Genomic DNA, 14,407 nt, shown 5'->3' with positions numbered 1-14,407 from the left:
CCCGCGCCGCGACCCCGGTCCCCGCGCCGGCGCCTCCCGACTTGGACGAGGACGAGTCGGAGGAGGCCGACCTCTCCGACGAGCTCGAGGAGGCGGACTTCTTCCTGCAGCAGGGCCTGCTCGACGACGCGCGCGAGGCGCTCCGGAACCTGGCCGCGTTCTACCCGGGCCACCGCGGCGTGGAGGCGCGGCTGGCCGAGGTGGAGCGCCGCCGCGCGCCGGCGGCGCGCGCGGCCGCGCCCGCACCGCCGCACCCGCCGCTCGGCGGGCCGGTGCACGAGACGCCGGCGCTCACGCCGCCGCCGGGCACCGACGACAGCTTCGACATCGCGCGCGAGCTCGCCGAGGAGCTGGGCGCGGCGCCCACGCCGGCGGGCGACGACGGCTTCCAGTACTCGGTCGAGGACGTCTTCAACCAGTTCAAGAAGGGCGTCGAGCAGACCGTCCGCCCCGAGGACAGCGCCACCCACTACGACCTCGGCATCGCCTACAAGGAGATGGGGCTGCTCGAGGACGCGGTGAAGGAGTTCGAGACCGCGCTGCGCGGCAACGACCGCAAGCGCGAGGTGGACTGCCTGTCGATGATCGGCGTGTGCCAGCTCTCCCGCGGCCAGCCGCGCGAGGCCGTCGCCGCGTTCCGGCGCGCGCTCGCCTCCGAGCTGCTGACGCGCGACGCCGCCAAGGCGCTCCATCACGACCTGGGCGTGGCCTACCAGGAGGCGGGCGATCCCGAGGCCGCGCTCCACCACCTCCAGAAGGTCAACCGCGTCGACCCCGGGTACCGCGACGTCGCGGAGCGCGTGCGCGCGCTCGGCGGCGGCCCCGGCAAGGCGCCGGCCGGCGAGGCGCGCGCCCCCGCCCGGACCGCCGCCGCGCCGCCCGCCCCCGGCCCGAAGAAGAACATCGGCTACCTGTAGGACTGCCCGTGAACTATCTCGAATTCTACGAGCTGGCCCAGGAGCCCTTCTCCAACGCGCCCGTCTCGCGCTTCTACTACTCGTCCGCCCAGCACGCGCAGGCGCTCCTCCGCCTGAACCACGCGGTCAGCGCCATGAAGGGGCTGGCGGTGCTGGTGGGCGACATCGGCGCCGGCAAGACCACGCTCGCGCGCCGCATGCTCGACAGCCTGCCGGAGGACGAGTACGAGGCCGCGCTGCTCGTCATCGTCCACTCCGGGATCACGCCGAGCTGGCTCCTGAAGCGCATCGCGCTGCAGCTCGGGGTGGAGAGCCCGGCCGAGGAGAAGCTCGCGCTGCTCGCGCAGCTCTACCAGCGGCTGGTCCGGATCTACGAGTCGGGCAAGAAGGCGGTGGTGCTCATCGACGAGGCGCAGATGCTCGCCTCGCGCGAGATCATGGAGGAGTTCCGCGGGCTCCTGAACCTGGAGGTGCCGGAGCGCAAGCTCCTGTCCTTCGTGTTCTTCGGCCTGCCCGAGATCGAGGACAACCTCCGCCTCGACCCGCCGCTCGCCCAGCGCGTGGCGCTGAAGTACCGGCTGGAGCCGCTCAGCGCCGAGGCCACCGAGGCGTACGTGCGCCACCGGCTCCGCCTGGCCGGCGCCCCGCGCCTGCCCTTCACGCCCGCGGCGATCCAGCGGATCCACGACCACACCGGCGGGACGCCGCGCCTCATCAACACGCTCTGCGACAACGCGCTGTTCGAGGGCGCCATGGCGCGCGCCCGCGAGATCGACGACCGGTTGCTCGACCGCGTCGCCCGCGATCTCGGCATCGAGGCGCCGGAGCGGCCCGCCCCCGGCGCGCCCGCCGTCCGCGGCGGCCGCGAGGGCGGCGGCCTCGATCTCGCCGAGATCGACCGGTACCTGGAGTCGCTCGGCGTCAAGTAGCCCCGGCCCGCCCGCCGCCGTGCCGGCGCGGCGCTCCCACACCCTCACCCACCGCGCCGCCGCCGGCGCGGCCGGGCCCCCGGCGCGGCCCACGCGTTCCTTGGCGCCACGCCGTCCGCGCGAGAGAATCGAGCCCCCTTGAAGAAGCGGACCGTCGCGCTGGTGTTCCTGCTGGTGGTCGTGGGCCTGGTGCTCGCGACCCTGGCGGCGCTGCGCACGCGCTGGGCCGGGGACCGGATCTGCGCGCTGGCCGCGGAGAAGGTGCGGGTGGCCACCGGCCTGCCGCTCTCGTTCGCCGCCTGCCGGATCGACCCGCTCGGCTTCGCGGTGGACGCCGAGGGCGTGGTCCTCGGCCCGCCCGCGGCGCCGGCGTTCGTGGCCGACGCGATCACCGCGCGCCTCGCGCTGGTGCAGGCGCTCGGCCGGCGCGTCCACCTCGACCGGCTGCGCCTGGTCCGCCCGCGCCTGGTCGCCGCGCTCCCCCGCGGCGGCGGCGCGCCGTCCCGCTGCCCCCCCGAGCTCCTGGGCCGCTTCGAGATCCGCGAGCTGCAGGTGGAGGGCGGCTCGGTGGAGCTGGGGCTCCCGGACGGCGGCCACGTCTCGCTGGAGCGGCTGGAGATCCGCTCCGGGCCGCCCGCGCGCACGCTCCGGTCGCTCGCCACGCCGGCGCGGCGGAGCCGGGTGGAGGTCTCCGCCGGCCCGGTCCGGGTGGACGCGGTGGGGCGCAGGTGGAGCGCCTCGCAGGTGCGCGCCCGCGGCGAGATCGCGCTCGACCTGTCGATCGCCGAGATCGCCGGGATCGAGGCGGAGGTGGGCGGGGCGCGGCTCGGGCTGGAGGGCCGCGTGCACGACCTGTGCGCGCCGAAGCTCGACCTCACCGCGCGCGCGGAGGGCAGGGTGGACGCGCTGCTCGCGCTGGCCGGCGTGCACGCGGACGTGGAGGGCACCGCGGCGGTGGAGGCGCGCATCGCCGGCACGCCGCGCGCGCCCGAGCTCTCGGGCTCGCTCCGCACGCGCGGCGTCCGGGTGGACGGGTTCGTCCCCGGCGACGCCGAGGCGGTGGTGCGGCTGTCGGGCCGGACGCTGGTCGTGGACCGGCTGGCGGTCGCGGCGGCCGGCGGGGGCGCGGCGGTGGCGCACGGCACCGTGACCCTCGCGCGCGGGCTGCCGATCGAGGCGGAGGTGCAGCTCGACCGCGTGGACCTCGCCGAGATCCTGGATCGCCTCACCGTGAAGCAGCCCTGGATCACGCTCCGGCTCGACGGCAAGGCGCGCGTGGCCGGGACGCTCTCGCCCCCGGCGCTCGCCGGTACGCTCGCCGCCGACCTCCACGACTTCAAGGCGCTGGGCCGCCCGTACACGCAGGCCCACGGCGACCCCGGGATCGTCTCGTTCGCGCGGGGCCGGATCGAGTCCGCCGTGCGCGTGGACCGCAGCGGCCTGTTCCTGGACGGCGCGCGCGTGGCGGTCGGGCAGGGGACCGTGGACGCGGACGCCGCCATCCACTTCGACGGCGAGCGGGGCTTCCACGTGCGCTGCCGCGGCGTGGCCGATCTCGACGCCCTGGGGCCGCTCGCCGGGATCCCGTGGGCCGGGCGCCTGGCGATCGAGGCGGAGGTCGGCGCGGCGCCCTACGGCAACCCGGTGGTCACCGGCCGCGCCCGCGGCGAGGGGCTCCACTTCCTGCAGGTGGACCTCGGCCACGTGGCGGCCGACTTCCGTTACCGGGACTTCCTGCTCCACTTCCAGGGCGCCGAGGGGACCCGGGGCGAGACCCGCTACCGCGGCGAGGCGGTGGTGGACCTCTCGCGCACGCCCACCCAGATCGTCTCCTCGCGCCTGGAGGCGCGCGGGCGGCTCCGCGACCTGTTCGACTCCGTGATGGAGTGGATCCCGACCACCCGGTACGTGCGCGACGCGCTCGACGCGGAGGTGGAGGCGACCGGGACGGCGCGCGGGCCCGCCACCGCGCTCGACGCGTCCTTCGACGCGCGGCTCGGCGCCGGCACGCTGCTGGGCCGCGCGTTCGACTCGGGCCGCGCCCAGGGCCGCATCGAGGCGGGCCGCACCGCGCGCTTCGAGCGCGCCGAGCTGCGGCGCGGCACCGGGGTGGCCCGCGCGCAGGGCACCTGGGGCATGGACGCGCCGTTCCCCTGGGACCTCGAGGTGGCGTTCTCGGGCGTGCCGCTCGCGGCGCTCGACCTCCCCGGCGGCGAGTGGTCCGGCTCGGCGAGCGGGCGCGCCTCGCTGGGCGGCTCGTTCGATCACCCCGACGTGCGCTTCGCCGCGAACGGCGATGCGGTGCGCGTGGCCGGCGTGGCGCTCGGCACGGTGCAGGCCGGCGGCACGGTGGTGGAGCGCAAGCTCACCCTGACCGGCGGCGCGGAGGGGCTGGCCGGCTCCGCGGAGATCGCGCTCCAGGGGCGCCTGCCGTTCCAGGCGCGGGCCACGGTGGCCATGGACGACGCCGCGCGGCTCTGGCCCGGCGGCCCGCCGCCGGGGCTGCGCATCCGCGTGGGCGGGGAGGGGAGCGCCTCGGGGGAGCTCGAGGACCTGTCGCAGGCCCGGGCCAGCGTGCGCCTCCCCCAGCTCTCCATCGCGCTCGCCGAGGTGAAGGTGGAGGCCGCCGGGCCGGCGGTGCTGACGGTGCGGGGGGAGCGGGTGGAGCTCGCGCCCGTCACGCTGCGCGGCACCAGCACCGAGCTGACCGTCTCCGGCGCGGCCGCGCCCGGCGCGGTGGACCTGAGCGCCTCGGGGACGCTCGACCTGCGCCTCGCCGGCGCGCTCTCGCCGGTGGTGCGGCGCGCGCACGGGCAGCTCGCGCTCGAGGCGCACATGGGCGGCACGTTCGACCAGCCGGTGCTGGTCGGCTCCGGCCGCGTCGCGGACGGCGGCTTCGAGCTGCGCGGCGCCGGCCTGGTGTTCTCCGACATGGCCGGGCCGCTCGCGTTCTCGCAGAACCGGGTGCTGTTCGAGGACCTGGGGGCGCTCCTGAACGGCGGGCACGCGCGCTTCACCGGTGAGGTGGAGCTGGCGCGGCTCGCGCCGTCGCGCCTCCGGGTGGAGGGCACGCTCGACGAGGTGCCGGTGGCGCTCCCGTCCTACCTGCCGGCCACGCTGTCCGGGCGGATCGAGGCGCAGGGCACGCCGGAGGCGACCGACGTCACCGGCCGGCTGCGCGTGGTCCGGGCGCGCTACACCGCCGACGTGGACCTCGAGGGCAGCCTGCTCGAGCTGCGCCGCCGGCCGCCGCCGCCGCCGAAGCCGTACGACAAGGCGGGCGAGTGGCTCCGCTTCGACCTGCAGCTCGTGGTGGACGGCGACGCGCGGATCGAGAACGACCTGGTGCGCGGGACCGTCGCCGGCGACCTGACGCTCACCGGGACGCTGGCGTCGCCGGGCCTGGTGGGCAGCCTCACCATGGGCCAGGGCAGCCGCGCGGCGTTCCGCGGCAACGAGTTCACGCTCACGCACGCGGTGCTGGAGCTGGTGGACCGGAACAAGATCGAGATCGTGCTGGACGTGCACGGCGACGCGCAGGTCCGCGACTACCAGGTGTTCATGCACGCGTTCGGCCCGCTGGAGCAGCCGCGGGTGACGCTCACCAGCGCCCCGCCGCTCCCCGAGCCGGACCTCGTCACGCTGCTCTCGCTCGGCTTCACGCGCCGCGACTCCGCCGCGGGCACCGGCGTGGGCGGGGTGGCCACCGCGGCGGCCGCGCAGGCCATCTTCTCCGCGTCCGGCCTGGACGAGCAGGTGCGCCGGTTCCTGCCGCGCGGCGGGCCCATCCGCGACATCGGCATGCGCATCACCAGCGCCTACTCCGAGGCCACCGGCCAGGTGGAGCCGCGCGCCGAGTTCGAGTCCTGGCTGCTCCGCGACCGCCTGCGGCTCCGGTTCCAGGCGCCGCTCGCGGGCGCGCGCGGCCGCAAGGCGCAGGCGGAGCTGCGGCTCGGCGAGCACACGGCGGTGCAGTACCAGTGGGACAGCGACAACCCCGACGTCTCCACCGGCGACCACGGCGTGGATCTGAAGCTGCGCTGGGAATGGACGGACCGCGAGTGATCCGCGCGCTCGCCATCGCGCTGGCGCTCGCGGCCTCACCGGCCTCGGCCGAGCCCGCGGACGCGGCCGCCGCGCCGCCGCCTCGCGTCCTGGCGGTTGACCTGGCGCTGCCGCCCGGCGACGACCCGGCGCAGGCGTCGGCGCTGGTGACGTTCTCCCCCGGCGAGCCGCTGTCGATCCGCGACGCGCGGCGAACGGTGCAGCGCCTGTTCCAGACCGGGCGGTACCGGAACGTGGTCGTCCGCGCCGAGCCCGCCGCGGCGCCGCCGGGCGCCACGGGCGAGTGGGTCCGGCTGGTGGTGGAGGCGCTCCCGGTGCGCAGGGTGGCCCGGGTCGAGGTGCGGACCGACGCGCCCGAGGTGCTGGACGCCGACGCGATCCGCGCGGCGGCCCGGCTCGCGACGGGCGACGCGTTCGACGACGGCGACCTGGAGCCCGCGGCGGCGAGGGTGCGCGCGGCGCTCTCCCGGCGCGGGCGGCGCGCCGCGGAGGTGCGCGCCAGCGCCGGGGGCGACACCGCGGTGGACGTGGTGCTCGAGGTGCGCGCCGGGCCGGCCACGCGGGTCGCCTCGGTGAGGCTCACCGGCAACCCCGGGCCCGCCGCCGAGGGGCTCCGCGCCCGCCTGCGCACGCGCGAGGGCGCGCCGCTCGACGAGGACGCGCTCGACGCGGACGTCCAGGCGCTCCGCGCCGGGCTGCGCGCCGCCGGCTACCGGCGGGCGCGGGTGGACGCGCCCGCGGTGCGCGTGCGGGACGGCGCGGCCGAGGTGGAGCTCCCGGTGCAGGCCGGACCGCGCATGGCGTTCGCGTTCCGCGGGAACGTGGCGTTCCGCTCCGCGCTCCTGGAGCGCCAGCTCGGGTTCGAGGCGGACCAGCCGGTGGACGCGCCCGCCATCGAGCAGGCCGCCGACCGGCTGCGCACGTTCTACCGCGCGCGCGGCTTCGCCGGCGCGGTCGTGACGGCGGAGGAGCGCCGCGGCGCGGGCGTGCTGGCGGTGGTCTTCCACGTGGACGAGGGGCGCCGCTACCGGCTCGGGCGGGTGCGCTTCGAGGGCGCGACCGCGCGCACGGAGCGGGACCTCGGCGACCGGCTCTTCGCCATCCTGGAGGAGGACGTGGCCACCCCCGGGTCGCCGGACGCCGACGAGGCGCGCGCCCTGATCCTCTCGGTGCCGGGCGCGCGCCCGCCGCCGGAGCCGCCGCCGGCCCTGCCGCCGCGCGCCTACTTCGACGAGGCCACCTGGGATCGCGCGCTGGAGCTGATCGTGGAGGGCTACCGGGCCGAGGGCTGGCTCGACGCCGTCGCCCTGGGCAGCGCGGTGGCGCTCGACGCGGATCGCGGGATCGCCGACGTGACGCTCCGGCTGCGCGAGGGCGCGCGCACGCACGTGGAGTCGATCGCGTTCGAGGGCACCGGCGCCGTGCCGCTCCCCGAGCTGGCGCGCGAGACGCGCCTGTCGCCGGGCGATCCCCTCGCGTTCGACCGGGTGGAGGAGACGCGGCTCGCCATCCTGCGCCGCTACTACACGTCGGGCCACGCGTTCGCGCGCGTGGAGGCCCGCGAGGAGCTGGACCGCGAGCGCCACCTCGCCACGGTGCGGTTCGTGGTGGACGCGGGCCCGAAGGTCCGGATCGGCCGGGTGCTCCTCACCGGCAACCGGCGCACGCGCGAGGACGTGATCCGCGACGAGCTGGAGGTCCGGGAGGGCGCCACCTTCGACCCCGAGGCGCTGGCGCGCAGCCAGGCGGCGCTGCTGCGGCTGGGGGTGTTCCGCTCGGCCAAGCTGGAGCTGCACGAGCCCGAGCTGGTCGCGGAGACGAAGGACCTCGCGGTCGAGCTGTCCGAGCGGCCCTACGCCACGCTCACCCAGTCGCTCGGGTTCTCCATCGCGAACGGCCCGCGCGCGGTGCTCGAGTACTCGCGGCCGAACTTGTTCGGCCGGGCGGTGGAGCTCACCGCCCGCGGCAAGGTGAACTACCTGGTGGACGTCGGCGGCCTCGGCCCGGATCTCTCGGGCAAGCAGGGCTACGACCGGCTGGAGGGGCGGGCCGACCTCGGCCTGCGCTCGACGCGGGTGCGGCTGCTGCCCGTCCCGGTGGGCCTGCGCACCGACGTCATCGGCGAGATCCTGCACCGCCGCGCCTACGACCTGCGCCGCGTCTCCGGCGTGGCCGGCGTGGACGTGGGCGTGACCTCGCGCGTGGGCGCGTCGCTCCAGTACGAGCTGGAGGTGGACGACATCCGCCGCACCAACGTGGTGGGCGTGCTCACCCAGGCCGACCTGGAGCGGCTCCGCTTCGACGAGGGCGTGACCACGCTGCACGCGGTGCGGCCGTCGTTCACGCTCGACTTCCGCGACAACTCCGCCCACCCGCACCGCGGCTGGTTCGCCGCCGGCGTGGCCGAGTGGGCGCACTCGCTCGGCGTGGGCGTCCCCGGCGCGCCGGATCGCCGCGCGCTGTTCGGGCTGCTCCCCGGCTCGGAGGTCCACAGCAACCTGGTGAAGCTCTCGGGGACGCTGTCCGGCTACCTGCCGCTGGGCGGCGCCACCGTGCTCGCGCTGTCGGTGCGCGGCGGCCGGGTGTTCCCGCTGGATCGCGAGTCGCGCACCATCGTCCCGCGCCGCTTCTTCCTGGGCGGCGCCTCCACCATGCGCGGCTTCGCCGAGGAGGAGATGATCCAGGAGGACGTGCGCGGCGCGCTCGCGGCCGAGGGCAAGCTCTGCGCCACCTCGTACACCGGGATCGGCTGCACGGAGCGCGGCCGCCGCGTCGCGTCCGGCGACCGCCCGGTGTCGGAGGGCGGCGAGGCCTACCTGCTCGGCAAGACCGAGCTGCGCATCGGGCTCACCCGCGCCGTCGAGCTGGGCCTGTTCCTGGACGCCGGCAACCTCTGGCTCGATCCGAACAAGTTCGAGGCGCTCGACCTGCGCACCAACGCCGGCGCCGGCCTGCGGTTCGTCACCCCCATCGGCCCCGCCGCGCTCGACCTCGGCTTCAACCTGGATCGCGACGTGCGCATCAACGAGCGCCTGTTCGCGCTGCACTTCACGATCGGGCTGTTCTGAGGCCGCTCCAGGAAGCTCGGGCCGTGAGGGCCGCTTCTCCCGCGCCCCCCATCCACGTCAGACCGCCGCGAATGCCCGGAGCGCCGACCTAGCGGTCCGCCTCCAGGACAGGGCCCGCTGGAGACGGACGCGAACGGGTGCTCAGGCCGGAAACCGCGCCATCACCTCGCCGAACGTCTCGAAGACGTCGTGGCGGATGCCCTGCTCGGCGCAGTAGCGCACGAGCGAGGAGCCCGCGCGCGCGAACACGTGGTCGGCGGCGTCGGCGGCGTGGCGGTCGCCGGTGCCGTCCCCGCACACCGCCACCTTGTGCCCGGCCGCCTGGAGCTCGCGCACCACGTCGCCTTTGCAGAAGCCGCAGAAGCCGCAGTCCGCGCCGTGGAAGCCGACGCGCAGCCCGTCGTCGCCGCAGTCGGCGCGGTTCGCGCGGAGCTCCACGTGCGCGCGCAGCTCCGGGGCGAGCCCCTCCAGCACCGGCTCGATGTAGGCGTCGAGGCCCGACGAGACCACCAGGAACGGCCGTCCGCCGCGGCGGCACGCGTCGAGGAACGCCTCGAACCCCGGGCGCCAGGCGGCGCGCGCGCGGGCGAACGCGGCGATCTCGGCGCGGCTCGCGCGGATGGGGCCGAACACCGCCTGCAGGAGGCGCCCGAAGTCGAGCTCGCCGGCGCGGTAGCGGGTCCTCCGCGGCGCGGTAGGCGTCCACGCCGGCGAAGTGGAACGCGACCTGGTCGCCGAGGTCCTCGGTGAGCGCGGTTCCGTCGAAGTCGCAGACGATGGCCCAGGGCGCGCGCATGCGGGAGGCGTCTCTTATCAGGCGCGGCCGCCCGCCGCCACCCCGCCTGCCCACATGCGAAGGGCCCGGCCGCGAGCGCGCGACCGGGCCCTCTGGTGCGGAGCTGCGGGGCGGCTACGGGTGCCCGGTCGTCTTGTCGGAGTGGCAGGACGTGCAGGACATGCCCGAGGCCACCGGCTCGAACGTGGTGGCGGGGCCGTGGCAGCCGAGGCAGCCCGCCGACGTGTCGTCGATCGCGGCCGGGCCGGCGTACGTCCCGGTGGACAGGTACGCGTTCAGCATCTCGGCCACCTTGCCGGCCACGTCGGCCGTCAGGCGCGAGCAGCGCGCGAGCTTGTCCGCGCTCTTCGTCGAGACCGCGTTGGCGGCGCACCAGGTGGACACCGAGGCGTGGCAGAGGTGCGAGCCCGGGACCACCTGCAGGCCGGCGACGTTCGTGAAGTCGAGCGTGGTCTTGCCCGCCTCGTTCGGCGCGATGGTCACCGGCACGTACTTCGGGAACGCCTCGCGCTCGTACCAGCGCATCAGGTCGGTCAGCATGTTGGTGCGGACGTCGGCCTTGGAGACGATCGAGTTGATGATCAGGATGCCGCCCAGGATCGAGCCGCAGATGCTGCCGTAGCCGGCGATGCCGCCGGCGCCGAACTGGCCGAACGTGCGCGGGATCAGGTTGAACGGCTGGCCCACCGTCGCGCTGAGGTGGTCGATGAGGCCGCTGAACGCGCCGTGGCAGCAGCCGCCGTTGTAGTACGCCTGGTACGCGAGCTCGCGGACCTTGGCGGCGTCGAGCTGGTAGGTCGCGGCGATGTGCTGGTCGTACGGGTAGTCAGCCACCTGCGGCCCGGCGGGCGGCTGCTCCGGCTGCTGGTCGTTCGCGCTGTCGTTGCTGTCGTCACCGCAGGCCTGCAGGCCGCCGAGGGCAAGCGCACCGCCGATCACCGCGAGCACTTGCCGCCGGCCGAGGTTCTCCTTCTCCATCGTCCATTCCTCCGTGGGGGTTGGGAGCGGCCCGTCTCGGGTCGCGCCCCGGGGGCAAGCGCGGGGGGGATGCGCTCTGTCCGGGTTGCGGCGATGGTACGCAACGCAGCGAGACGTACCCTGCGTCCAATGCGCGCGCGCGACGATCGGACGCGGGTCGCGGCGCTAGGTCGTACACGTGGGAACGCACCGTTGGCGCGGGCGCTGCGCGCCCGTGCCGCAGCTCCGTGACTCTCGGTATCACCTGCCGTGCGTCGGCGTGCCGCGTGCGCGCGCTCGCGCAGGGACCGCGGCGGTGGACGCGGCGGCGCGCGCGGCCGCGGGCCCGCGCGTCAGGCGCGCTCGGCGGTCGCCATCACGCCGTGGCCGCCGAGCACCGGCCAGGCGCGCGCGCCCGCGAACCCGGCGCGCGAGAGCAGCGACGCGAGCTCCGCCTCGTCGTACCGGCGGTGGAGGCGCGACATCCCCCGCCACAGGAACATGGCGGCCGCGAACCGCGGCCCGCCGGCGAGCGTCGCGGCGAGCGGCGCGCCCTCGCGGCGCGGCTCGAGGAACGCCACGCGGCCACCCGGCCGCAGCGCGCGGCGCAGCTCCTCGAGCGCGGCCGCCGGGTCGGGCAGCAGGTACAGGACGCTGTGGCCGGTGGCGCCGTCGAGGGCGCCGTCGCGAACCGGGAGCCGGAGCGCGTCGCCGCGCACGAGCGGGAGCGTGACCGCGCCGGCGCGCGCCGCCCGCGCGGCGCGGCGGAGCATGGAGGCGGAGCGGTCGAGCCCGACGTGCCGCGTCTCCGCCGCGGCGCGGGCCATCTCCACCGCGCCGGTGCCCGGGCCGATCCCGAGGTCCAGCACCCGCGGGCCCGGGACGAGCGCGCCGAGCGCGCGGCAGTCCTCGCGCCACGCGGGCTGGTCCACCAGGAACGCGTACACCGCCGCGGCCGGCCCGAAGGCGACCGCCGCGTAGAGGCGGCCGGCGCCGTCACGGACCGGCGAGCTCGTGGAGCAACCCCCAGCGCACGCCGCGGTCCGAGACCGTCAGGCGGTCGAACCCGGCGAGGCGCATCGCCTCCGCGACCACCAGCCCGCCGCCCAGGATCACGTCGGCCCGCTTCGGCTCCATCCCGGGCAGCGCCGCGCGCGCCGCCACCGTCAGCGCCGCGAGGCGCGCGAGCAGTCGCTCGATCTCGTCGAGCCGGAGCTCCGCCCCGTGCACGCGCTCCGCGTCGTAGGCGGGCAGCGCCTGCGCCACCGCGGCGAGCGTGGTCACCGTGCCCGCCACGCCGACCAGCCGCGCGCCGGCGCCGGCGCCCAGGCCGGCGAGCGGCGCCAGCGCCTCGCGCGCCCCGGCGCGCATCGCCGCGAGCTCCTCCGGCCGGGCCGGATCGGTGCGCACGTGCCGCTCGGTGAGCCGGACCGCCCCCACCTGCAGGCTCGTGCGCGCGCGCGGCTCGGGCCCCTCGCCCACGATGAACTCGGTCGAGCCCCCGCCCACGTCGAGCACCGCGAGCGGCCCGCCCGCGCCGAAGTCGCGGAAGGCGCTGCCGTACACCAGGCGCGCCTCCTCGTCGCCGGAGATGACGCGCGGCGAGAGCCCGGCCGCGGCGCGCGCCGCCTCGAAGAACTCGGCGCCGTTCGCGGCGTCGCGGGCGGCGCTGGTGGCGACGCAGGCGATCTCGGCGGCGCCCAGCGCCCGGGCCTCCGCCGCGAACGCTGCCAGCGTGGCGACGGTCTCGCGGATGGCGGCCGGGTCGAGCCGGCCGGTCGCGTCCACGCCGCGGCCGAGCCGGGTGATCTCGGCGCGCTCCCGCACCGGCGCGAGCACGCCGCCGCGCCGCTCCGCGACGAGCAGCAGCACGGTGTTGGTGCCGACGTCGATCGAGGCGAGCCGCCCGGCCATCCCGTCTCCGCCTACGGCGCCAGCGGGCCCCAGGCCGGCGCGGCCAGGTCGGTCTTGCCGCTCGTCACCGGCGTCTGGCGGTCGCCGCGCGCGTCGGAGACGACGAGCTGGATCCCGCCGTTCCGGTCGGTGCGGAAGACCATGAGCCGGCCGTTGGGCGCCCAGGACGGCTCCTCGTTGGTGCGCCCCTGGTCCTGGGTGATGCGGGAGATGGCGCCCGAGTCCGGCGCCACCACGAACACGTCGAACACCTTGCGCTCGTCGCGGGCGGTGAAGGCGATGAGGTCGCCGCGCGGGCTCCACTGCGGCGTCTGGTTGTAGTTGCCCTGGAAGGTGAGGCGCCGGGCGCCCGAGCCGTCCGCGCCCATGACGTAGATCTGCGGGGTGCCGGAGCGGTCGGAGACGAACGCGATGCGGCGGCCGTCCGGCGACCACGTCGGCGACACGTCGATGGCGGGATCGCTGGTGAGCTTGCGCGCGCCGCTGCCGTCGGCGGACATCACCCAGAGGTCGGTGACGTTGCCCTCGCTCACCGTGAACGCGATGCGGGAGCCGTCCGGCGAGTAGACGCCGCCGAACGCGTTGCGGTGGCGGCCCAGCGGGCGGAAGGCGCGGTCGGAGAAGCGGTAGGCCCACAGCTCCGGCCGGCCGGAGCGGTAGCTGGTCACCAGGATCTCGCGGCCGTCCGGGCGCCACGCGGGCGACATGAGGATGCTCCGCTCGGACAGGAGCACCTGCTGGTTGCCGCCGTCCATGTCCTGGGTCACCAGCTCCCAGGTGCCGCGCCCGCGGCGGATCGCGGCGATGCGCGTCGCGAAGATGCCGGGCTCGCGCGTGTAGTAGCGCACGATCTCGTCGGCCATGCGGTGGGCGAGCGAGCGCGCGTCGGCGCCGTCCACCCGCAGCAGCTTCACCAGCACCTCGCGCCCGGCGCGGACCTCGTACAGGTGGAGCTCGCCCTCCAGGCCGCCCGGGCCGCGCCGCACGCGCGCCTTGGCGAGGCCGTCCGCGCCCACGTCGGCCCAGCGCGCGAACCGGATCGAAGGCGCGGCGAAGCCCTCGGCCGGATCCGCGAGGAAGCCCCGCGGGTCGAGCACGTCGAACAGGCCCGACAGCACCAGGTCGGCGCGCACCACGTCCGCGGTCTGGGTCGCGGCGGCGCCGGCGTCGCCCTCGCCCTGGAACGCCGCCACCGCGATGGGCAGCGGGCGGAAGTCGGGCGAGCCGACGACGATGGTGGGGCGCTCCTGCGCGGCGAGCGCGGGGGAGGCGGCGAGCGCGAGCGCGGCGAGGGCGAGGGCACGGCGGACGATCATGGCGGGGCTCCGGGAGATCAGCCGATCTCGAAGACGATGGCGAGCCCGGTCGAGCGGTACAGCTGCCGCTGGGCGTCGGGCGGAGGGGGGAGGCGGGTCTGGCGGACGGTCCGCTCCAGCGCGTCGTCGAACGCGCCGTTGCCGGACGACTTCTCGATGCGCCAGCGCGAGATGTTCCCGTCGGGCTCGATCCACAGGACCACCGTGCCCTTCAGGTACATGCGGTCGCGCTCGGAGATGGTGGCCGGGACGCGGTAGTTCTCCTGCAGCGCCCGCTTCACCAGCGCGAGGTAGCGGTCGCCCTCGCCGGCCTCGGACGCGTCGCCGGCGGGGTCGCCCTCGGGGTCGCCCCACCGCTCGCGCTCGACCTCCTGCTTCACGCGCGACAGCAAGGACGACACGGAGGTGCTGCTGCCCGCCGTGGTCGGGCCGGTGCGGGCGGGCG

Annotated in this window: 8 protein-coding genes and 2 pseudogenes; 4 read left to right on the top strand and 6 right to left on the bottom strand. The window is 76.5% G+C overall.

The features are described 5' to 3' along the window. The 4 genes and pseudogenes from PSR1_RS14750 to PSR1_RS14735 form a co-directional block, all read left to right on the top strand. Positions 1-917 (top strand): annotated as a pseudogene (locus PSR1_RS14750) (tetratricopeptide repeat protein); the annotation flags it as partial. Between the two features lie 8 nt (positions 918-925). Beyond that, positions 926-1,846 carry an ExeA family protein gene (locus tag PSR1_RS14745; RefSeq protein ID WP_059438272.1) on the top strand — a complete coding sequence of 307 codons (921 nt, stop codon included), beginning with the start codon at positions 926-928 and terminating at the stop codon, positions 1,844-1,846. 138 nt (positions 1,847-1,984) lie between these two features. Then, a complete protein-coding gene (locus PSR1_RS14740; protein WP_059438271.1) occupies positions 1,985-5,911 on the top strand; it encodes a translocation/assembly module TamB in 3,927 nt (1,308 codons plus the stop codon). Then, positions 5,893-8,979, top strand: a complete 3,087-nt coding sequence (locus tag PSR1_RS14735; protein WP_059438270.1) for an outer membrane protein assembly factor — start codon at positions 5,893-5,895, stop codon at positions 8,977-8,979. Before PSR1_RS14740 ends, PSR1_RS14735 begins: the two co-directional genes overlap by 19 nt. 141 nt (positions 8,980-9,120) lie before the next feature. Here the strand turns inward: PSR1_RS14735 and PSR1_RS14730 are convergent. From PSR1_RS14730 to PSR1_RS14705, 6 genes and pseudogenes are all read right to left on the bottom strand, one after another. After that, positions 9,121-9,624, bottom strand: a pseudogene (locus PSR1_RS14730) (HAD-IB family phosphatase); the annotation flags it as partial. A 265-nt stretch (positions 9,625-9,889) separates the two neighbouring features. Then, positions 9,890-10,753 (bottom strand): C-GCAxxG-C-C family (seleno)protein, encoded by an 864-nt coding sequence (locus PSR1_RS14725; protein ID WP_059438269.1) that lies wholly within the window; start codon positions 10,751-10,753, stop codon positions 9,890-9,892. 332 nt (positions 10,754-11,085) lie between these two features. Continuing rightward, the gene (locus tag PSR1_RS14720; RefSeq protein WP_237757986.1) at positions 11,086-11,664 is read right to left on the bottom strand and encodes a class I SAM-dependent methyltransferase; all 579 of its coding nucleotides are present in this window, start codon (positions 11,662-11,664) and stop codon (positions 11,086-11,088) included. Positions 11,665-11,728: 64 nt separating this feature from the next. Next, on the bottom strand, positions 11,729-12,646 hold the full coding sequence (locus PSR1_RS14715) for a phosphatase (protein WP_059438267.1): 918 nt from the start codon (positions 12,644-12,646) through the stop codon (positions 11,729-11,731). 11 nt (positions 12,647-12,657) lie between these two features. Beyond that, positions 12,658-13,962 (bottom strand): Tol-Pal system beta propeller repeat protein TolB, encoded by a 1,305-nt coding sequence (tolB, locus tag PSR1_RS14710; RefSeq protein ID WP_059438266.1) that lies wholly within the window; start codon positions 13,960-13,962, stop codon positions 12,658-12,660. 17 nt (positions 13,963-13,979) lie between these two features. After that, on the bottom strand, positions 13,980-14,407 hold a 428-nt coding region (locus PSR1_RS14705), incomplete at its 5' end, for an energy transducer TonB (RefSeq protein ID WP_152643360.1).

It is taken from the genome of Anaeromyxobacter sp. PSR-1 (assembly GCF_000964525.1).
Taxonomy (GTDB): Bacteria; Myxococcota; Myxococcia; order Myxococcales; family Anaeromyxobacteraceae; genus Anaeromyxobacter.
The sequence above is the reverse complement of the archived record's forward strand: the minus strand, read 5'-3'. Positions and strand labels throughout refer to the sequence as shown.

Coding starts and splice junctions, on each gene's coding strand:
- PSR1_RS14735 (WP_059438270.1), top strand. CDS start 5,893: ATGGACGGACCGCGAGTGATCCGCGCGCTCGCCATCGCGCTGGCGCTC.
- PSR1_RS14725 (WP_059438269.1), bottom strand. CDS start 10,753: ATGGAGAAGGAGAACCTCGGCCGGCGGCAAGTGCTCGCGGTGATCGGC.
- PSR1_RS14715 (WP_059438267.1), bottom strand. CDS start 12,646: ATGGCCGGGCGGCTCGCCTCGATCGACGTCGGCACCAACACCGTGCTG.
- tolB (WP_059438266.1), bottom strand. CDS start 13,962: ATGATCGTCCGCCGTGCCCTCGCCCTCGCCGCGCTCGCGCTCGCCGCC.